The sequence below is a fragment of the Pseudonocardia nematodicida genome (assembly GCF_040105385.1).
Taxonomy (GTDB): Bacteria; Actinomycetota; Actinomycetes; order Mycobacteriales; family Pseudonocardiaceae; genus Pseudonocardia; species Pseudonocardia nematodicida.
In genome coordinates this window covers 338,522-357,458 of record NZ_JBEDNQ010000003.1, presented here as the reverse complement: position 1 = coordinate 357,458, position 18,937 = coordinate 338,522, and the positions used below count along the sequence as shown (strand labels likewise).

At 72.5% G+C, this 18,937-nt stretch carries 21 protein-coding genes; 6 read left to right on the top strand and 15 right to left on the bottom strand.

From position 1 onward, the window contains the following. Window positions 1-50: 50 nt before the first annotated feature. Both guaA and WIS52_RS09120 read right to left on the bottom strand, forming a co-directional pair. Window positions 51-1,601 (bottom strand): glutamine-hydrolyzing GMP synthase, encoded by a 1,551-nt coding sequence (gene guaA, locus WIS52_RS09125; protein WP_349297692.1) that lies wholly within the window; start codon window positions 1,599-1,601, stop codon window positions 51-53. 72 nt (window positions 1,602-1,673) lie between these two features. Next, window positions 1,674-2,423 carry a TetR/AcrR family transcriptional regulator gene (locus tag WIS52_RS09120; protein WP_349297691.1) on the bottom strand — a complete coding sequence of 250 codons (750 nt, stop codon included), beginning with the start codon at window positions 2,421-2,423 and terminating at the stop codon, window positions 1,674-1,676. An 81-nt stretch (window positions 2,424-2,504) separates the two neighbouring features. Here WIS52_RS09120 and WIS52_RS09115 point away from each other — a divergent pair, with 81 nt between their 5' ends. Then, window positions 2,505-3,545, top strand: a complete 1,041-nt coding sequence (locus WIS52_RS09115) for an ABC transporter ATP-binding protein (RefSeq protein ID WP_349297690.1) — start codon at window positions 2,505-2,507, stop codon at window positions 3,543-3,545. Continuing rightward, window positions 3,545-4,354 (top strand): ABC transporter permease, encoded by an 810-nt coding sequence (locus WIS52_RS09110; RefSeq protein WP_349297689.1) that lies wholly within the window; start codon window positions 3,545-3,547, stop codon window positions 4,352-4,354. The genes WIS52_RS09115 and WIS52_RS09110 overlap by 1 nt, the downstream gene beginning before the upstream one ends. Before the next feature lie 73 nt (window positions 4,355-4,427). On the opposite strand, the gene WIS52_RS09105 is transcribed toward WIS52_RS09110, so the two are convergent. Continuing rightward, window positions 4,428-4,862, bottom strand: coding sequence for a TroA family protein (locus WIS52_RS09105; protein WP_349297688.1), 435 nt, complete (start codon window positions 4,860-4,862; stop codon window positions 4,428-4,430). Between the two features lie 91 nt (window positions 4,863-4,953). Between WIS52_RS09105 and WIS52_RS09100 the strand changes: the two genes are divergently transcribed. Beyond that, a complete protein-coding gene (locus WIS52_RS09100; RefSeq protein WP_349297687.1) occupies window positions 4,954-5,457 on the top strand; it encodes an FBP domain-containing protein in 504 nt (167 codons plus the stop codon). A 33-nt stretch (window positions 5,458-5,490) separates the two neighbouring features. Here WIS52_RS09100 and WIS52_RS09095 read toward each other — a convergent pair whose 3' ends face one another. The 5 genes from WIS52_RS09095 to guaB form a co-directional block, all read right to left on the bottom strand. Then, window positions 5,491-6,810 carry an ATP-binding protein gene (locus tag WIS52_RS09095; RefSeq protein ID WP_349297686.1) on the bottom strand — a complete coding sequence of 440 codons (1,320 nt, stop codon included), beginning with the start codon at window positions 6,808-6,810 and terminating at the stop codon, window positions 5,491-5,493. 134 nt (window positions 6,811-6,944) lie between these two features. Further along, window positions 6,945-8,069: a GuaB3 family IMP dehydrogenase-related protein gene (locus tag WIS52_RS09090; RefSeq protein ID WP_349297685.1), complete on the bottom strand. Its 1,125-nt coding sequence runs from the start codon at window positions 8,067-8,069 to the stop codon at window positions 6,945-6,947. 97 nt (window positions 8,070-8,166) lie between these two features. After that, window positions 8,167-8,556, bottom strand: a complete 390-nt coding sequence (locus WIS52_RS09085; protein ID WP_349297684.1) for a type II toxin-antitoxin system death-on-curing family toxin — start codon at window positions 8,554-8,556, stop codon at window positions 8,167-8,169. Further along, window positions 8,553-8,759: a ribbon-helix-helix protein, CopG family gene (locus WIS52_RS09080; protein ID WP_349297683.1), complete on the bottom strand. Its 207-nt coding sequence runs from the start codon at window positions 8,757-8,759 to the stop codon at window positions 8,553-8,555. Before WIS52_RS09080 ends, WIS52_RS09085 begins: the two co-directional genes overlap by 4 nt. Before the next feature lie 27 nt (window positions 8,760-8,786). After that, window positions 8,787-10,301, bottom strand: coding sequence for an IMP dehydrogenase (gene guaB, locus WIS52_RS09075; RefSeq protein ID WP_349297682.1), 1,515 nt, complete (start codon window positions 10,299-10,301; stop codon window positions 8,787-8,789). Between the two features lie 126 nt (window positions 10,302-10,427). On the opposite strand from guaB, the gene WIS52_RS09070 reads away from it, so the two are divergent. Beyond that, a complete protein-coding gene (locus WIS52_RS09070; RefSeq protein WP_349297681.1) occupies window positions 10,428-10,838 on the top strand; it encodes a DUF5319 domain-containing protein in 411 nt (136 codons plus the stop codon). A 67-nt stretch (window positions 10,839-10,905) separates the two neighbouring features. On the opposite strand, the gene WIS52_RS09065 is transcribed toward WIS52_RS09070, so the two are convergent. The 3 genes from WIS52_RS09065 to WIS52_RS09055 all read right to left on the bottom strand — a co-directional run bounded on the left by WIS52_RS09065 (window position 10,906) and on the right by WIS52_RS09055 (window position 13,904). Further along, window positions 10,906-12,117, bottom strand: a complete 1,212-nt coding sequence (locus WIS52_RS09065) for an anti-sigma-D factor RsdA (protein WP_349297680.1) — start codon at window positions 12,115-12,117, stop codon at window positions 10,906-10,908. Next, window positions 12,110-12,685 (bottom strand): sigma-70 family RNA polymerase sigma factor, encoded by a 576-nt coding sequence (locus WIS52_RS09060; RefSeq protein WP_349297679.1) that lies wholly within the window; start codon window positions 12,683-12,685, stop codon window positions 12,110-12,112. The genes WIS52_RS09065 and WIS52_RS09060 overlap by 8 nt, the downstream gene beginning before the upstream one ends. Before the next feature lie 622 nt (window positions 12,686-13,307). Beyond that, window positions 13,308-13,904: a response regulator transcription factor gene (locus tag WIS52_RS09055; protein ID WP_010225624.1), complete on the bottom strand. Its 597-nt coding sequence runs from the start codon at window positions 13,902-13,904 to the stop codon at window positions 13,308-13,310. Between the two features lie 593 nt (window positions 13,905-14,497). On the opposite strand from WIS52_RS09055, the gene WIS52_RS09050 reads away from it, so the two are divergent. Beyond that, the gene (locus WIS52_RS09050; RefSeq protein WP_349297678.1) at window positions 14,498-14,836 is read left to right on the top strand and encodes a WhiB family transcriptional regulator; all 339 of its coding nucleotides are present in this window, start codon (window positions 14,498-14,500) and stop codon (window positions 14,834-14,836) included. 122 nt (window positions 14,837-14,958) lie between these two features. Here WIS52_RS09050 and groL read toward each other — a convergent pair whose 3' ends face one another. The 3 genes from groL to WIS52_RS09035 all read right to left on the bottom strand — a co-directional run bounded on the left by groL (window position 14,959) and on the right by WIS52_RS09035 (window position 17,558). Then, the gene (groL, locus tag WIS52_RS09045) at window positions 14,959-16,575 is read right to left on the bottom strand and encodes a chaperonin GroEL (protein WP_349297677.1); all 1,617 of its coding nucleotides are present in this window, start codon (window positions 16,573-16,575) and stop codon (window positions 14,959-14,961) included. Between the two features lie 104 nt (window positions 16,576-16,679). Next, complete coding sequence (gene groES / locus WIS52_RS09040; protein ID WP_010225616.1) at window positions 16,680-16,970, bottom strand: co-chaperone GroES; 291 nt, start codon at window positions 16,968-16,970, stop codon at window positions 16,680-16,682. A 135-nt stretch (window positions 16,971-17,105) separates the two neighbouring features. Then, complete coding sequence (locus WIS52_RS09035) at window positions 17,106-17,558, bottom strand: hypothetical protein (RefSeq protein ID WP_349297676.1); 453 nt, start codon at window positions 17,556-17,558, stop codon at window positions 17,106-17,108. On the opposite strand from WIS52_RS09035, the gene WIS52_RS09030 reads away from it, so the two are divergent. Beyond that, complete coding sequence (locus tag WIS52_RS09030) at window positions 17,557-18,468, top strand: aldo/keto reductase (protein ID WP_349297675.1); 912 nt, start codon at window positions 17,557-17,559, stop codon at window positions 18,466-18,468. The two genes, WIS52_RS09035 and WIS52_RS09030, sit on opposite strands and share 2 nt — an antisense overlap. 4 nt (window positions 18,469-18,472) lie before the next feature. Here WIS52_RS09030 and rimI read toward each other — a convergent pair whose 3' ends face one another. Beyond that, on the bottom strand, window positions 18,473-18,937 hold the full coding sequence (gene rimI, locus WIS52_RS09025; protein ID WP_349297674.1) for a ribosomal protein S18-alanine N-acetyltransferase: 465 nt from the start codon (window positions 18,935-18,937) through the stop codon (window positions 18,473-18,475).

Here is an 18,937-nt window from a genome sequence, read left to right as displayed (position 1 = left end):
TGGGGCGGGGCCGGTCATCGGCCCCGCCCTCTCCTGGGTGCGGGGTGGGATCACTCCCACTCGATGGTGCCCGGCGGCTTGCTGGTCACGTCCAGCACCACCCGGTTGACCTCGGAGACCTCGTTGGTGATCCGGGTCGAGATCCGCTCCAGCACGTCGTACGGTAGCCGGGTCCAGTCCGCGGTCATCGCGTCCTCGGAGCTGACCGGACGCAGGACGACCGGGTGGCCGTAGGTACGGCCGTCGCCCTGCACTCCGACCGAGCGCACGTCGGCGAGCAGCACCACCGGGCACTGCCAGATGTCGTGGTCCAGGCCCGCCGCGGTGAGCTCCTCGCGGGCGATCGCGTCCGCGGCGCGCAGCGTCTCCAGCCGGTCGTGCGTGACCTCGCCGATGATCCGGATGCCCAGGCCGGGACCGGGGAACGGCTGCCGGCGCACGATCACCTCGGGCAGGCCCAGCTCGGCGCCGACCGTGCGGACCTCGTCCTTGAACAGCGCGCGCAGCGGCTCGACCAGGGCGAACTCGATGTCGTCGGGCAGGCCGCCGACGTTGTGGTGGCTCTTGATCACCGCTGTGCCGTCGCCGCCGCCGGACTCCACGACGTCCGGGTAGAGCGTGCCCTGCACCAGGAAACCGACGTGATGGTCGGCGACGACCTCGGCGGTCGCGGCCTCGAAGACCCGGATGAACTCCCGGCCGATGACCTTGCGCTTCTCCTCGGGGTCGGTCACCCCGGCGAGCGCGTCGAGGAACCGGCCGGCGACGTCGACGGTGTGCAGGTTCGCCCCGGTCGCGGCGACGAAGTCCTTCTCGACCTGCTCGCGCTCACCGGCCCGCAGCAGCCCGTGGTCGACGAACACGCAGGTCAGCCGTTCCCCGATGGCCCGCTGGACGAGCGCGGCGGCGACCGCGGAGTCCACCCCGCCGGAGAGCCCGCAGATCGCGTGGCCGTCGCCGACCTGGGCCCGGATCGCCGCGACGGTCTCGTCGATGATCGACGCCGTCGTCCAGCTCGGGGTGATGCCCGCGACGTCGTGCAGGAACCGGCGCAGCACCTCCTGGCCGTGCGGCGAGTGGCCGACCTCCGGGTGGTACTGCACGCCGGCCAGCCGCCGGTCGGTGTCCTCGAACGCGGCGACCGCGACCCGGTCCGACGACGCCGTCACCGTGAAGCCCGCGGGCGCGGCGGTGACCGAGTCGCCGTGGCTCATCCACACCGCGTGCCGGGTGGGCAGCCCGTCGTGCAGCGCGCCGGGGGTGCCGGTGAGGGTGACCTCGGTGCGGCCGTACTCCCGGGTCCCGTCGTGCGCGACCTCGCCGCCGAGCGCGCGGGCCATCGCCTGGAAGCCGTAGCACATGCCGAAGACCGGGATGCCGGCCTCGAACAGGGCCGGGTCGACGGCCGGGGCGCCGTCGGCGTACACGCTGGCCGGGCCGCCGGAGAGGATCACCGCGGCGGGCTCGCGCGCGACGATGTCGGACACCGGCGTGGACGCGGGGACGATCTCGGAGTAGACGTCGGCCTCGCGCACGCGGCGGGCGATGAGCTGCGCGTACTGGGCGCCGTAGTCGACGACGAGGACGGTCGGGGTCTGCACGACGACCAGCGTAACCACGAGACACAGGCCACCCGGCCCCCGCTCCGCTGTGCCGCCTCGCGAACGGGCGGGTCAGGCCGGCGGTGCCGCCAGGCGCTCGATGCCGTCGAGGATCAGGCCGAGGCCGAACTCCCAGTCGTCGGCCGGGTCGTCGTCGTCGAACCCGCCGGCGTTCCAGAGCCGCAGCATCGTCGGGAACCGCTCCTCGGAGTAGTAGCTGCCCCAGAAACCCGCACGCGCCGAGTAGTAGTCGTCCCGGGACGCGCCGGTCCGGGACGCGACGCTGGTGTCGGTGATCTGCGCGCGGGCCGCACCGAAGACGTGCGACTCGATCAGCCCGGCCGACCGCACGACGGTCGCCGGGTCCAGCCCGGTCAGCGCGACGACCCGGTAGAGGTCCTCCTGGACGTCGAGCACGTGCGGCCCCAGCGGCATCCGCCACAGGTTGGAGCTGATCAGCCACGGGTGCTCGCGGTACATCCGCCAGGCCTCGTGCGCGTGGAACCCGGCCTGCGCCCGCCACGGCAGGTCCCGGTCGGGCAGCGCCCGGTCCGCCCATGCCCGGTCGATCATCAGCTCGAACAGCTCGTCACGGCCCGGCACGTAGGTGTAGAGGCTCATCGCCCCGACCCCGAGATGCTGGGCGACCTTGCGCATCGACAGCTCGTCGACCGACCGGGCGGCGACGGCCATCCCGGCCTCGACCACCTCGTCGAGGCTGAGCTTCTGGCGTGGCCCGCGGCGGGCCGGCGCGGGCGGGTCCCAGAGGAGCTCGATCATCGCCTGCCCCTCGGGCGTCCCCCACTGCTCCTGCTCGGTCACGGATCTCCTTCGCGTTCCTTCTCCGTACGGCGTACCCTATCGCTTCCGTACTCGGTACAGCGTACGAGAAGAGGAGCTTCGTTGATCCACACCGAATCCCTGACCCGGCACTTCCGGGTCGGGCGCGAGACCGTCGAGGCGGTAAGGGGCATCGACCTCGACGTCGGCGAGGGCGAGCTGGTCGCGTTCCTCGGCCCCAACGGCGCGGGGAAGTCGACGACGCTGCGGATGCTCACCAGCCTGCTGCCGCCCAGCTCCGGGCGCGCCGAGGTCGCCGGCCTCGACGTCGCCGCACATCCGGCGGAGGTACGCCGCCGGATCGGCTACATCGGACAGAAGGACGGTGCCGGGCACAACTACCGGGTCCGCGACGAGCTGGTGCTGCAGGGCCGCTTCTACGGCCTGGCGAAGACCGCGTCGATCGAGGCCGCGGACCGTCTCCTGCGGACACTGGACCTGGAACGGCTGGCACTGCGGAAGGTCAGCACGCTCTCCGGCGGGCAGAAGCGCCGCCTCGACATCGCGCTCGGACTGATCCACTCCCCGCGGCTGCTGTTCCTGGACGAGCCCTCGACCGGGATGGACCCGCAGAACCGCGCCAACCTGTGGGAGCACATCCTGCGGGTCCGCGCCGAGCACGGCACGACGATCGTCCTCACCACGCACTACCTCGACGAGGCCGACGCGATGGCCGAGCGCGTGGTGATCATCGACCACGGCCGGGTGATCGCCGACGACACCGCGGAGCGGCTCAAGGCCGAGCAGGCCGGTGACCGGCTGACCGTCACCGTCCGGCCGGACGACGTCGCGGCGGCCCGCCGGGTGCTCGCCGCCGCGGCGGTCCCGGTGCTCGCCGGTGCGGGCACGCCGCCGTCACCGGGAGGCGGTGGCGGGGCGGTCCCGACCTCCGATCCGGACGCCGCCGCCGTCGAGGAGCGGGCCACACCGGACGGCCGCGCACTGACCGTCGGCGTCCCGGCGGCCGCGCACGCGCTGCCCGGCCTGCTCGCCCGGCTGCGCGACGCCGGCGTCGACGCGCTGGCCGCCGAGTCCCGCCGCCCCACCCTCGACGACGTCTTCCTGCACCTCACCGGCCGCAGCCTGCGCGAAGGAGAAGCCTGATGACCGCCGTGGCAGCCGCCGGGACGACGACCGGCACCCGGGCGACCGGCGTGCTCACCGACATCCGCAACGTCTGGTGGCGGGAGACGCTGACGATCGTCCGGGACCCGTTCTCGCTGATCTTCTCGCTGCTCCAGCCGCTGGTCTTCCTGGGTCTGTTCGGACCGCTGCTGTCCGGGATCGCGGGCGACGCCGGGGCGTTCGGCGGGTCGTCACTGCAGTGGTTCCTGCCCGGCGTCGTCGTGATGATCACGATGTTCGGGACGTCGATGACCGGCGCGAACCTGCAGTTCGAGATCATGACCGGGGCCTTCGAGCGGATGCTCGCGACACCGCTGTCCCGGCCCTCGCTGATGGTCGGCCGGGCGCTGAAGGAGCTGACCCCGCTGGTCGTGCAGGCCGCGATCGTCACGCTCGTCGCGGTGCCGTTCGGGTTCGCGCTGTACCCGCTGCACGTGCTCGTCGGGCTCGTCCTGCTGGGGATCTTCGGGGTCGGGGTGGGCGCGCTGTCCTATGCGCTCGCGATCGCGGCCCGGAAGACCGAGTGGATCTTCTGGGCGGTGCAGCAGTCGCTGCTGTTCCCGCTGCTGATCCTCTCCGGGATGATGCTGCCGCTGGAGACCGGTCCGGAGTGGATGCGGATCGCGTCGATGGTGAACCCGCTGACCTACATCGTCGACGCCGAACGGGTGCTGTTCGCCGGGACCCTGGCCGACCCGGCCGTCGGGTGGGGCTTCGCCGCCGCGGTGGCGACGGCCGCCGTCGGGCTGACCGTCGGCGTCCGCGCGATCCGCGGCGCCACGATCTGACCAGGCGCCGTCCGCGATCCGGTTCGGAGAACGCGGTTCCGATCGGGAGCGCGTTCTCCGAACCGGATCGCGTTCAGTCCTCGTGGCGGCCGCGGGAGCGGTGCGGGGGTGGCTGCACCGGGCCGAGCAGCGCGCGCAGGTCCGCCGCGGCGGCGGCCCGCCGGCCCAGGTCGACCGCGATCACCGCGGCGACCTGTTGCAACCGCCCGAGCAGGGCGGCCTCCGCGAGATCGTGCCGTCCGCCGGAGATCCCGGTGATGATCGCGTCCGGCCGGAGCGCGGACACCGCGGCCAGGTCCGGTGCACGGTCCGGGCCGACCGGGTCGACGCCGTCGAGCACGCCGGCGCAGCCGACGACCCGGGCGCCGAGCTCGAGCAACAAGGCGCCGACATCGGGATCGGTCGCGACGACCTGCCGGATCGGCCCACGCAGCGGTACCGGCGTTCCCGTGGCGTCGACGAAGGCACGGCCGCCGCCCATCGCGGCCCCGGCGGTCGGACTGCTCACGGCTGCACTCCCCTCGCTCCTCCGACGGCGACCGTACCCCCCGGTGGAATCCGTTCGACCGGGCTCGACGGCGCCGCTACCGTGGGCGCACGTGACCAGCACGAACGAGACCCGGATCCGCCGCGCCATGACCAACGTGTCCAAAGGCGAGGCGAACCGGATGACCCTGCCCGCCTGGGTCCGCGACCTCGATCCCGACCAGCTCGACGACGTCCACGGGTGGCTCGACCCGAAGGCACCGGAACGCGGCGCGCTGCTCGTGCCGACCGACGACGGCCCGGTCGGGATCGGGCTGCGCTCCTCGGCCGGCGGCGCCCGGGCGGCCGCGATGTGCGCGCTCTGCCGGACCACGCACACGGTGGGCGGGGTGGCGCTGTTCGCCGCGCCACGCAAGGGCGCCGCCGGACGTCAGGGCGACACCGTCGGCACCTACATCTGTGCCGACCTCGCGTGCGCGCAGCACGTGCGGGTGGAGACGGCCACCGCTGCGCTCAAGCCGACCCCGGGCACGACCGTCGACGAGCGACGGGCCGGGCTGCGGGAGCGGGCGGTGGAGTTCGTCGGGGCGGTCACGGGCGCGATACAGACGGCCTGAGCCAGAGACGCGGTGTCGCACACCGGCCACAGCTCACGACCGTTGAGGCGGGGCCGGGAGGTACCGTCGGGCACGCCGATTTCCCTCGGCCACCAGCAGACCTGCCGCGACGGCTCGATCGAGCAGGCCCAACGCCTCGACCCGCGAGATGCCCAGCAGTCCGCGCACGTCCCGATTCGCAACGGCGCCGACCCGCCGGGCGTGAGACACGACAGCCGTCATCCGATCGGTCGGGGATGTGGAGCTGTCCTCGTCGGCAGCGCGGCCGTCGAGTACGTAGTAGGTGCCCCGCCCGGTCCCGCGCGCTGCCAGGTGTCCACGGACGACAAGGGTGTGCAGCGTCTCGCGCGCCTCCGCCGAGGTCATCGCCCGTGCCGCGCGCAACGCCTCGTTCGAGACGGAACCCCGATTCCGAGCCTGGACGAGAGCCACTCGTCCGTGAGGTCCAGGAGGAAGGTCGTGCAGGCTCTGCAGCCACAACCGGTCCTCGGCCCGGAGGGCTCCACCTCCGCCCAACTGCACGACGAAACCACCGGCCGTCTCCACGAAGACCGGCGCCTCGAGGAGCGCCTCGTCCATCGCATCGAAGATGCGACCAATCCCCTCACCCGCCTCCTCGACGAGATCGAGTTCGTGGAAGGTGTCCATCAACCGAGCGTTCCGGCTGTACTGGGCCTCCTTGAGATTGTCGATCGTCACCGGCCCTGGCAGCGCGCCGGGTGACTCGATCTCGACGCGGTCGTCGAAGATCCGGATCTGGATCGCGGAACCCGCTTCCGAGTAGTCCCGGTGCCCGACCGCATTGAGCAACGCCTCCCGGATCGCCACCGGCGGATACTCCGGGACCTCCTCCCGGATCATGCCGCGAACGACGGCGTCCCGGCGCATCGTCTCGTACACCGCCCGATCCGCGATGTCGACGAGGTCGGGCAGACGGCCGTCCATCTGACGGCGGTCCCGGAGGACATGTTTGTCAGCCGCCCGGCCCTCGAACCGCAGCAGATCGATCCCGTACCGGCGACGGTTCGACCGGGGCTCCTTGCCGAACAACAGAACGCAGGCGAGTGTCGGCCGCCCTTCGTTCAGGAAGCCGAGATCCCTCAGGCCGGTGCGGAGGTCGACCCTGTTCCGGGAGAGACGGGAACGGAGGAATACCCGGACGACCTCCTCGTCCAGATCGTCGAATGTCGCGTCGGCAACCACCCGGTCCTCCGTCGGCACGGTGGAACGTTCGGTCACGAAAGCAACGAGATCCTCGCCGATGACAGCGCGGTTCGTCGGACCAGCGCGCACGAGCACCCGACCGGAACTCGTCTGGACGAATCCGCTGCGGATGGGAGGAACGTCGACCACGCACACCGACTCGACACCGACCGTCAGCCATGAGGTGCGCTACCGCTTCGGCAGAGACTCCATGAACCCAATCTTGGCGGCTCAATCGGGACCTCGACGCTATTGAACCTCTAAGATTGTCGACTTCGTCGAAGTCAGGTTCGCAGGTTCAACCCCACCCGCTGGAACTCCTTGAGATCCGAGTACCCCGTCTTCGCCATCGCCCGCCGCAGCGCCCCGAACAGGTTCGTGGTGCCGTACGGGCTGTCGGTCGGTCCGAACAGGACCTGCTCCAGCGACCGCCCGGACCGGGCCAGCCCGGTGATCTCCGACCGCGGCAGCGACGGGTGCGCGGCCGACGACGTCCAGTACAGCCCACCGGCCGGCGCCTCGGTCGCCTCGGCGAGCTGCTCGCCGAGCATGACGGCGTCCGCGCCGCAGGCCATGGCGCGGGCGATGTCGCCGGAGGTGCCGATCCCGCCGTCGGCGATCACGTGCACGTACCGGCCGCCGGTCTCGTCGAGGTAGTCCCGCCGCGCCGCGGCGGCGTCGACGATCGCGGTCGCCATCGGCACGCCGACGCCGAGCACGTCGTCGGTGGTGGTGGCGGTGGACTGGCCGTAGCCGACGATCACACCGGCGGCACCGGTGCGCATCAGGTGCAGCGCGGTGCGGTAGTCACCGACCCCGCCGGCGACCACCGGGACGTCGAGGTCGTTGATGAAGTCCTTGAGGTTGAGAGGCTCGTCGTTCGAGACGTGCTCGGCGGAGATGATCGTCCCCTGGACGATCAGCACCTCGACGCCGGCGGCGAGCAGCGCGGGGGTGAGCTCACGGGCCCGTTGCGGGCTCACCCGGGCGGCGACCGTGTGCGAGCCGTCGCGCAGCGGGCGCAGCGCCTCGACGATCAGGTCGTTCTGGATCGGTGCCTGCTGGAGCTCCTGCAGCACCGCGAGCGCGGAGTCGGGCTCGTCGCCGGTCGCGGCCTCGATCACCTTCGCCATGGCGCCCTCGGCGTCCGCGTGCCGGGCCCAGATGCCCTCGGCGTTCAGCACGCCCAGCCCACCGAGCTCGCTGATCCGCACCGCCGACGACGGCGACACCACGGCGTCGGTCGGGTGGGTCATCAGCGGGATGTCGAACCGGTAGGCGTCCAGCTGCCACGCGGTCGACACCGCCTTCGAGCTGCGGGTCCGCCGCGACGGGACGATCTCGATCTGGTCGAGGTCGTACGCACGACGGGCCTCCCGGCCCATCCCGATCTCCACGAGGTCACGCACACCGCACACCCTAAGCGGTGCGCCCGGCAGCGCTCCTCAGGCCCGCTGTGTGCCTGGACGCCCGCGATGGAGCAGGCCGATGGTGGCGGGAGATCCGCTACCGGCTCGCGCCGGGTTCCGTGAGATCGGCGAGGGCCTCGGCCAGAGCGGGAACTCCGGAGAACCGCCCCTCGGCCACTCCGATGACGAGTTCGAAGATCGGATCGTCGTCGGCTCCCACCCGCACGCCGTTGAGCGCGAGGAAGGTCTCCGTCGCGAGCCAGCCGAGCCGCTTGTTCCCGTCCACGAGCGCGTGGTTGCGCACCAGCGACTCCAGCAGCGCAGCCGCCTTCTCCGCGAGGGTCGGGTACGCGTCGGCGCCGAAGACCGTGGCCCGTGGCCGGGCGACGGCGGATTCGAGCAGCCCGTGGTCGCGGACCTGGACCTGACCGTCGATGGCGGCCTCGGCGACCTGCAGGAGGGAGTCGAGCGTGAGGTACTCGGTCACGCCTCGCCCAGCCGGCGCAGCAGCTCACTCCGGCGCGGGGCCAGATCGGCCAGGACCTCGGCGACCCGGTCCTGGTGGCCGTGCCGCTGCAGGTACTCCCGCACCGCAGCCCGCGTGACCTCGCCCATCGAGCGTCCCTCGGCCCGGGCACGGTCACGGAGCTGCTCGGTTTCCTCGTCGGAGAAGCGGACGTTCATGGCCATGCGGCGATGGTACCGATCCGGTACCACTCACCGCGCGGCGTAGTTCGGCGCTTCCACCGTCATCGTGATGTCGTGCGGGTGGCTCTCCTTCAGCCCGGCCGCGGTGATCCGCACCAGCCGCGCCTGCTGCAGGTGCTCGATCGTCTGCGCGCCGACGTAGCCCATGCCGGAGCGCAGCCCGCCGGAGAGCTGGTGCACCACCGACGACAGCGGCCCGCGGAACGGGATCCGCCCCTCGATGCCCTCCGGGACGAGCTTGTCCTCGGAGAGCACGTCGTCCTGGGCGTAGCGGTCCTTGGAGTAGGACCGGCCCGCCGAGGCGCCGGCCCTGCCCTGCATGGCGCCCAGCGAGCCCATGCCGCGGTAGGTCTTGAACTGCTTGCCACCGACGAGCACGACCTCACCGGGCGACTCCGCGGTCCCGGCGAGCAACGAGCCCAGCATCACCGTGGACGCGCCGGCCGCGATCGCCTTGGCGACGTCGCCGGAGTACTGGATGCCGCCGTCGCCGATCACCGGGACGCCGGCCGGGGCACACGCCCGGGTCGCCTCGTAGATCGCGGTGATCTGCGGGGCGCCGACGCCGGCGACCACCCGGGTGGTGCAGATCGACCCCGGCCCGACGCCGACCTTCACCGCGTCCGCGCCGGCCTCGACCAGCGCGCGGGCGCCCTCGTAGGTGGCGACGTTCCCGCCGACGACGTCGACCTGCTCGCCGACCTCGGCGCGCAGCTTGGCCACGGTCTCGAGCACCCGCCGGGAGTGACCGTGCGCGGTGTCGACCATGAGCACGTCCACGCCGGCCTCGACGAGCTGCATGGAGCGCGCGTAGGCGTCGTCACCGACCCCGACCGCCGCCGCGACGACCAGGCGGCCGTCCGGGTCCTTGGTGGCGTGCGGGTACTGCTCGGTCTTGTTGAAGTCCTTGATCGTGATGAGCCCGCGCAGCCCGTCGTCGCCGTCGACGATCGGCAGCTTCTCCAGCTTGTGCCGGCGCAGCAGGCCCAGCGCGGCCTCCGCGGTGACGCCGACCTTCGCGGTCACCAGCGGTGCCCGGGTCATGACCTCCGAGACCGGCCGGTCGTAGTCGACCTCGTAGCGCATGTCCCGGTTGGTGATGATCCCGACCAGCCGCCCGTCCCCGTCGGTCACCGGGACGCCGGAGATCCGGAACTTGGCGCACAGCGCGTCGACGTCGGCCAGGGTGGCGTCCGGCGCGCAGGTCACCGGGTCGGTGACCATCCCGGCCTCGGACCGCTTGACGACCTCCGCCTGGGCCGCCTGGGCCTCGGGCGAGAGGTTGCGGTGCAGCACGCCCAGGCCGCCGGCCCGGGCCATCGCGATGGCCATCCGCGACTCGGTCACAGTGTCCATCGGCGACGAGACCAGCGGGACCTGGACGCGGACGCGCCGGGTCACCTGACTGGAGGTATCGGCGGAGCTGGGGATCACGTCCGACTCCGCGGGGAGGAGCAGGACGTCGTCGAAGGTGAGTCCGAGCGTGGCGAACTTGTCCGGCAGACCGCCGATCTCGCTGGTCATCTCTACCGAGGCTCCCCTTGCAGTCGCGGTCGTCGCGGCGGGCGCCCGCCGCGCGGAACGCCATCGTACGTCCACGGTTGCGGGGTGGGCCGGGGCCCGACCCCCGCCCCCGGTACCGTGTACGCCGTGTCACCAGAGGCGCTCCCACCGGACCCGTTCGCCGGAGACCCGGATGATCCCGCGCTCTCGCTGGAGGCGTTCGGCGATCGCGCCGACGGTGGCACGGCGGGCCCCGGCGCCGACGACGTCCCCCCGCTGACCGAGTCCGACCGCGGCGAGATCCTGGCCGACCTGGCCGACCTGGCCGTCTACCAGGCCCTGCTGTCCGGGCGCGGTGTCCGCGGGATCGTCGTGGACTGCGCCGACTGCGGCGAGCAGCACTTCCACGAGTGGAACCTGCTGCGGGCGAGCCTCCAGCAGCTCCTCGACGAGGGCCGGATGCGCCCGCACGAGCCGGCGTTCGACCCGGACCCCGCGCACTACGTGACGTGGGAGTACTGCCGCGGCTACGCCGACGCCACGCTCGCCGACGACTGACGGCGCCACACACACGAGAAGGGGCCCGGAGGACGTCCTCCGGGCCCCTTTCTCGCGCTCGCGCCGCTCAGTTCGGGGAGCTGCTCACCGCGCCACTCGTGGTGGACGAGGACGGCGAGGTCGACGTCGAGGGCGACGCGGACTGCCGGGTCGCATCCGCTCCACCCTCGCCGGCCGCGGTGGGCCGGGTCGAGGTGGAGCTCGGCGTCGTCGGGTCCACCGACCCCTCGGTGGTCGGCGTCTGCGACGTCGACGGCGAGGTGCTGCTGTCCGAGGGGTCGGGCGTCCCGGGGTCCTCCAGCACCCGCGGGTCGTTCGGCCCGCTCGTGCCGGTGTTGCCGATACCGCCCTCGGGCCGGGGGTTGCCGGGGCCGCTGGTGCCGGGGTCGGTGCTGCCGGACGGTGTCTCCGACGTCGAGGACGGAGCCGGCACCGGCGGCGGTACCTGGTCCTGCTGGTCCCCGCCGCCCTCGGTGGCCGGCGGGCGCGGGGCCGGTGTGCCGTCGCGCAGCGGGGCCGACGGATCGGTGGGGGTGCCCGGCGGGGTCTCGGCGACCTTCGCGGAGAGGAACCGGTTCTGCTCCTCGAAGTAGGACTGCTGGTCCGGGCCGACCTTGCCGACGAGCGCGCCGAGCGCGGCGAGATCCTGCTCCGCGCCGCCGGTGTCGCCGGCGGCGAGCTTGGCGTTGACCCGCTCGATGCCCGTCCGCAGGTCCGCAGCGGCCTGCACCTGCTCGGCGCGCTCGCTGTAGAGCACCCGCGAGATGCCCCAGAGGGCGTCGCCCGGCTCGGCGTCCTGCGCCCCGACCGAGACGACGGCCACCGCGCAGGCGGCCACCGCCGCGGCCGCGACCAGCGGCCGCAGGAAGCCGACCCTGCGGCTCGGTCGCGCCGGCTGCAGCATCTGCACGGCCTCGTCCGGGTCGACCAGGTCCGGCACGGGGTCGCGATCGACCTCGCCCTTCCAGGACGACAGCATCGCGACCAGCCGGTCGTCGACGTCGTAACCCAGACGTCCGGGACCGGTGACGCCGAGCCCGCCGGACGAGAGCGCGTTGATCAGCTCGTCGTCGGCCTGCAGCTCGACCAGGTCCACCGGCCCGTCGTCGTCGGCCTCGGCGAACGGCCGGCCGACGGGCTGGGAGGTGGGGTGGCCGTTGTGCCCCGGCGCGTGCCGGTAGCCGTGGCCGTTGGTGTCGCCGGTACGCCCGGGCCGCGGCTCGCCGAAACGGCCGCGGGTGACGGGGGCGGAGGGGCGCTCCGGATCCTGGTCACGCATCCCGGACCACCTCCTCACTCATGATCTTCCGCAGCCGGGACAGGGCCCGATGCTGTGCCACCCGGACGGCGCCCGGTGTGGAGCCGACGGCCTCGGCGGTCTCGTCCGCCGAGAGACCCACGACCACCCGCAACACGATGATCTCCCGATGCTTCTCCGGGAGGACCTCCAGCAACCTGGACATCTCCTCGGACAGTTCGACCTGTAGGGCCCGTGTCTCCGGCCCGTCCGACGTCTCGATCCGATCCGGAACATCGGCGACGGGTTCGGACTTGTTACGGGACGCCGCCCGGTGCGCGTCGATCACCTTGTGCGACGCGATGCCGTAGACGAAGGCGAGGAACGGGCGGCCCTGCACTCGGTATCCCGGGAGCGCTGTCAGCACGGCCACACACACCTCCTGGGCGACGTCGTCCGCCGAGACGGAGCCTCGGTCGGTACCCAGTCGCGCGCGGCAGTAGCGCACGACGAGGGGCCGAATCACGGTGAGAACGCGCTCGACCGCGGATCGGTCGCCGGCCATCGCGGCTTCGATCCACTCGTCGGGTACGTCTCTTGATTCACTCATCGTGGGGAACCGCCCAGGCGTTACGAGACTCCGTCAGTGTCATCCGTTCGTGGAGGCAACCCGCGTGGAGGCAGGCGGGGCCACGGCGGCTCCACCGTATCCGAGGGCCGGACGGCCGCGGGAGTTGCTCCATACCGAGTCCGACGATCAGACGGAGTGTCGGGTTGCGTGGCGTGTCGGGCGCACGCGGTCACCAGACGACCACGGTCGGCGAACGGTCCGCGAGGGGCCGATCGACCGCCGTCGGTGGCCGGTCGGTGACTGTGGACGGTCGCGGACCGCCCGGCGCGAGCGGCATCCGGTTCAGCGCTACCGGGCGGAACGACATCCGGAGGCGGGCGGTACGGCCGGGGCACGCGGGGCGGTGGTGACGTGGGTGCACCGGGGAGGCGCCTCGGGGGGCGCGGGCGAGCGGGCGGCTCACCGGGACGTGCGGTCCGGTCGCGTGGGGCACGACCACACCGGACGGCACGGGCGCACGGGCGGGACCGCGGGGGTTCGGTCCGGCCCGTCGGGATGCGTGGGCGGGGTCGGGTCCGCCGGCACGCGCAGCGCTGCTGATCGGGTGCAGCGCTGCCCATCGGGTGCAGCGCCGGTCATCGAGCGCTGCGCCGGTGTCGCGTCAGGACACGAGGCCGCGGCGGAACCCGTGGGCGACCGCCTGGGCACGGTCCCGCACGCCCAGCTTCCGGAACAGCCGGCGGGCGTGGGTCTTGACCGTGTCCTCGGACAGGTAGAGCTCGCGGCCGATCTGGCCGTTGCTCTTGCCCTGGCTCATCCCGCGCAGCACCTGCAGCTCGCGCTCGGTGAGCTGGACGCCCGGGTCGGTCGGCACCCGTGGCGTGGGCACCGAGGTGCTGGCCAGGGTGTGCGCCAGCGCGGCGACGAGCTCGGGACGCGAGGCGTCCCAGCGCAGGTAGCCGCGGGCACCGCCGGCGATCGCGGCAGCGATGCTGCCGGCGTCGTCCGGGGCGCCGAAGACGATGACGTTGGCCTGGGGGTGTGCGGCGACCAGGCGTCGAGTGGCCTCGACCCCGGTGGGCACCGCACGCTGTGTCCCGACCAGCACCACGTCGACGGACTGTCGGGCGTAGCGGGCGAGGAGTTCGTCCCCGTGGGCCACGCAGTCGATGCGCTGGACCCCGGGGACCGCGGACATGACGCGAGTCAGACCCTCGCGGACGCTGCGACGATCGTCGCAGATGAGTACCGTCGTCACGACGATTCCTTCCTGCAGCTTCCTGCAGCCGGGTGATATTCACCCTCCGAATCGGCGGGTGACCCTCTCACCTTGACACGGTCGGGGCGAATTTGTGCCCTCCGTTCGGAAGCCTGTCCCACCTGACTCGGGGTCATGTGGGTGAAGGATCGCCGAATGGAGTAGTCCATACGGTACATCCTCCGAACCCGCTTCCGGCCACGACTCCCGTCGCAGGTCCCGGCGGGGGTCGTCACGGCGTGTGGAGAAGACGCTCACCGTGTGCAACTCTGCATGTCGGCGCCCTACCCGCTCCGTTCGGCGACTGCGCGTATCGGATCGTGACTCTCCGGCGTGTCGGGCTCCGGGAACCCGGTTGCCTCGCCACCCCCAGGATCGCCCGATCGGCCGCGTGGAACGGCCGGGCCGCGTATCGGACCATCCGGCATCCGGGGTACCCACCGGGCGGCGATCCGATTCCGGCCGGTCCGCGAGGACCGGGTCCGGCCCTCCGCTCGGACGTGCACGATCGTTCTCCCCACATCAGGTTTGCACCCCCCGACCTCCGGGAACGTCGACAGCGTCAGCTCAGCGGTCGAAGGCAGGTGACGAACATGGCGGACATCCGGAGGCTTCCCGGGCCGGTCGCCGATATCTACGACTGGCAGATGGAGGGAGCCTGCCGGGGGATGGACAGTGCGTTCTTCTTCCATCCCGAGGGTGAGCGGGGGCCCGCACGGGCTCGCCGCGAAGCTCGCGCCAAGCAGGTCTGTCAGGGGTGCCCCGTGGTGCAGCAGTGCCGCGAACACGCCCTGAAGGTCCAGGAGCCGTACGGCATCTGGGGAGGCCTGTCCGAATCAGAGCGGGACGCGATCGTCCGTGGCCCGCGCCGCACGCTCAAGGTCGCCGCCGAGGCGACCGGTCAGCCGGTGGAGAAGCTCGACGCCATCTGACGAGCCCCGGAGGCCGCGGTTCTCCCAGCCCGCGTCCGCCGGTACGTCCTTTCCTGCCCCGCAACGCACAACGGCGGGCGACCCTCAGGGTCGCCCGCCGTCGTCGTGCGTGGAGCGTGTCCTCAGTGCCCGTGGCCGTGGCCACCGGCGGCCGGAGCGGGCTCCTCCTCCGGCTTGTCCACCACGGCGCTCTCGGTGGTCAGCACCATGCGCGCGATGGAGGCCGCGTTCTCGACGGCCGACCGGGTCACCTTGACCGGGTCGATGACGCCGTCCGCGGCGAGGTCGCCGTAGGACCGGGTGGCCGAGTTGTACCCGGTGCCCCAGCCCTTCTCGGCGACCCGGGACACCACGATGGCGCCCTCGTCTCCGCCGTTCTCGGCGATCCAGAACAGCGGGGCCGACAGCGCCTTGCGGACGATCGCGACGCCGGTCGCGGCGTCACCGGTCAGGCCCAGGCCGCCGTCCAGCTCGGACGCGGCGTGCACCAGCGCGGAGCCACCACCCGGGACCATGCCCTCCTCGAGACCGGCGCGGGTGGCCGCGACGGCGTCCTCGATGCGGTGCTTGCGCTCCTTGAGCGCGATCTCGGTGGCCGCGCCGGCCTTGATGACCGCGACACCGCCGGAGAGCTTGGCGAGGCGCTCCTGCAGCTTCTCGCGGTCCCAGTCCGAGTCGGACTCCTCGATCTCCCGCTTGATCTGCGCCACCCGGCCGTCCACGTCGGCCTTCGAGCCGCCGCCCTCGACGATCGTGGTGTCGTCCTTGGTGACGACGACGCGGCGGGCCTTGCCCAGCAGCTCCAGCCCGGCCTCGTTGAGCTTGAGGCCGACCTCCGGGTTGATGACCTGACCGCCGGTGGCGACCGCCAGGTCGTCCATGAAGGCCTTGCGCCGGTCACCGAAGAACGGCGACTTCACCGCGGCGACCTTGACGGTCTTGCGGATCGAGTTGACGACCAGGGTGGACAGCGCCTCGCCCTCGACGTCCTCCGCGATGATCAGCAGCGGCTTGCCCTCGCCGAGCACCTTCTCCAGCAGCGGGAGCAGGTCCTGGATGGAGGAGATCTTGTCCCGGTGCAGCAGGATGTAGGCGTCCTCGAGCACGGCCTCCATCGACTCGGAGTCGGTCACGAAGTACGGCGACAGGTAGCCCTTGTCGAACTGCAGGCCCTCGGTGATCTCCAGCTCGGTCGAGAGGGTGGACCCCTCCTCGATCGTGATCACGCCGTCCTTGCCGACGGTGTCGATCGCCTCGGCGATCAGGTCGCCGATCTCCTGCTCACGGGAGGCGATCGCGCCGATCTGGGCGATGTGCGCCTTGCCGTCGACCGGGGTGGCCTTGGCCAGCAGGTACTCGGAGACCTTCTCCGCCGCGGCGGCGATGCCCTGCCCGAGCGCGGCCGGGGCGGCGCCGGCGGCCACGTTGCGCAGGCCCTCCTTGACCAGGGCCTGCGCCAGCACGGTGGCGGTGGTGGTGCCGTCGCCCGCGACGTCGTTGGTCTTGGTCGCGACGGTCTTCGCCAGCTGCGCGCCGAGGTTCTCGAAGGGGTCCTCGAGGTCGATCTCGCGGGCGATCGTGACACCGTCGTTGGTGACCGTCGGGCCACCGAACTTCTTGTCGATGACGACGTGCCGGCCGCGCGGGCCGAGCGTCACCTTCACCGCGTCGGCGAGCTGGTTCACGCCACGCTCGAGCGCGCGACGCGTGTTCTCGTCGAAGCTGATCTGCTTCGCCATCTGTTCTCTCTCAACCTCTCGTCATGGGGAGAAATGCGACCGCCCCGGTGAGGACCACCGTCGGGTGGACCCCGCCCGGGGCGGTATTCATGCGAAAGAGCTCGTCAGTTGACGACGGCCAGCACGTCGCGGGCGGAGAGGATCAGGTACTCCTCGCCGTTGTACTTGACCTCGGTGCCGCCGTACTTGGAGTAGATGACGACGTCGCCGACGGCCACGTCGAGCGGGACGCGGTTCCCGTTGTCGTCCACCCGGCCCGGGCCCACGGCCAGGACCTTGCCCTCCTGGGGCTTCTCCTTGGCGGTGTCCGGGATGACGATGCCCGAAGCGGTGGTGGTCTCCGCCTCGCTGGCCTGGACGACGATCTTGTCCTCGAGCGGCTTGATGTTCGCCACGACGATGACCTCCCCTTCCTGGGGTGAATCCGGTGTCACGGGTTCTGTCCGGTGTCAGCAGCGCCGGCGTGCGACCTCCCGTCCCGCCGTCGCGGGTGCCGGAACGAGGGGTCTGCCGTCGCGCGCTTTGGCACTCTACTCACGAGAGTGCCAGAAGCGCAGCACGGGCTCAACCGTGTCCGGCCGAGCCAGCTCCGCCAGCCGGGCGGCGGCCCCGGCCGGGAGCCTGCGGCGGCCACGCAGGTGCCGGAAGACCGGCGCCAGCTCCTCGTCGGCCAGCAGCTCGGCGCGCGACAACGGCGACGCCAGCCGGTGGACCGCGACCGGGGCCCACCAGCCGCCGTCGGGGCGCGGCCGGGCGTCGGCGAGCGCGTCCGCCACCGCCACCACCCCGCCGCCCGGCCCGGTCCGGTAGACCACGGCGCGATCACCCCGCACCGTGGTCCGCAGGCAGCACGGCGCGGCCGGCGGCGCGGCCACCTCGGCCGCGTCCCAGAGCAGGATCGAGCTCGGCAACTCCGACACGGCGGGACGTACCCCGTCCGCGCGGGGTGCGAACCCCACCCGGGCGGTAGCGTCGCCGGACATGGCAGAACTGGTCCTCGGTGCGAACGTGTTCGGGTGGACGGCGGACCGGGAGGCGTCGTTCGCGATCCTCGACGCGTTCGCCGACGCCGGCGGGACGATGATCGACACCTCGGACTCCTACATGTGGCGCGCGCCCGGGAACTCCGGCGGCGAGTCGGAGACGATCCTCGGCGAGTGGATGGCGGCGCGCGGCAACCGCGACCGGCTGCACCTGGCGACGAAGGTGGGCTCGCTGCCCGGGCACACCGGGCTGGGCGGGGAGAACATCGCCGCCGCGTCGCGGGACTCGCTGCGCCGGCTGCGCACCGACCGGATCGACCTGTACTACGCGCACCGCGACGACCCGGACACCGCGCAGGAGGAGACGCTCGACGCGTTCGACACCCTGGTCCGCGAGGGCCTGGTCCGCGAGATCGGCGCGTCGAACTTCTCGGCCGAGCGGCTGCGCTCGGCGCTGGAGATCTCCGCCCGCGACGGCCTGATCGCCTTCACCGCCATCCAGCCGCACTACAACCTGGTGGAGCGCGACGACTTCGAGGCCGCGCTGGCCCCGCTGGCCGAGTCGGAGAAGCTGGCCGTGTACCCGTACTTCGGCCTGGCCAAGGGCTTCCTCACCGGCAAGTACCGGCCGGACTCCCCCGCGCCGGAGGGGCCGCGCGCCGAGGGCGCGGCGGCCTACCTGGACTCGCGCGGGCGGGCGGTGCTGGCGGGGCTGGACGAGATCGCGGCCGGGCACGAGGTGCCGGTGCCGGCCGTCGCGCTGGCGTGGCTGGCCGCGCAGCCCGCCGTGACCGCCCCGATCGCGAGCGCGCGCACGGTCGACCAGCTCGCGGGGCTGCTGCCGATGCGGGAGCTGGCGCTGACCTCGGACGAGCTGCGGCTGCTGTCCTACCTGTCCGCCACGACCTGACAGATCAGGCGACGGGGTCGCGGCGCATGGTGTGCGCGTCCGCGCCGGAGGGCCGGTAGTAGCGCTTCCGCAGCCCGACGACGGTGAACCCGCTGGACTCGTAGAGCGCGCGGGCCGGCTCGTTGTCCGTCCGGACCTCCAGGAACACCGTGGCACCGAGCTGGTCGGCGGCGTCGAGCAGCCTCGCGAGCAGCGCCCGCCCGATCCCGTGGCCCTGCCACGCCGGGTCGACGCCGATGGTGTGCACCTCGGCCTCGGCCTGCGGAGGGCCCGCGACCACGGCCAGCCCGGCGTAGCCGACGAGCTCCCCGCCGGTCCGCGCGGCGAGGTAGAGCTGCCCGGAGGTGACGGCGTCGCGGAACGCCTGCGCGCTCCACGGGTCGTCGCCGGGGAACAGCAGGCGTTCCAGCTCGGCGCAGCGCTCGGCGTCGGCCCGGTAGAGCGGGCCGATCGCGACGGTCGCGGACAC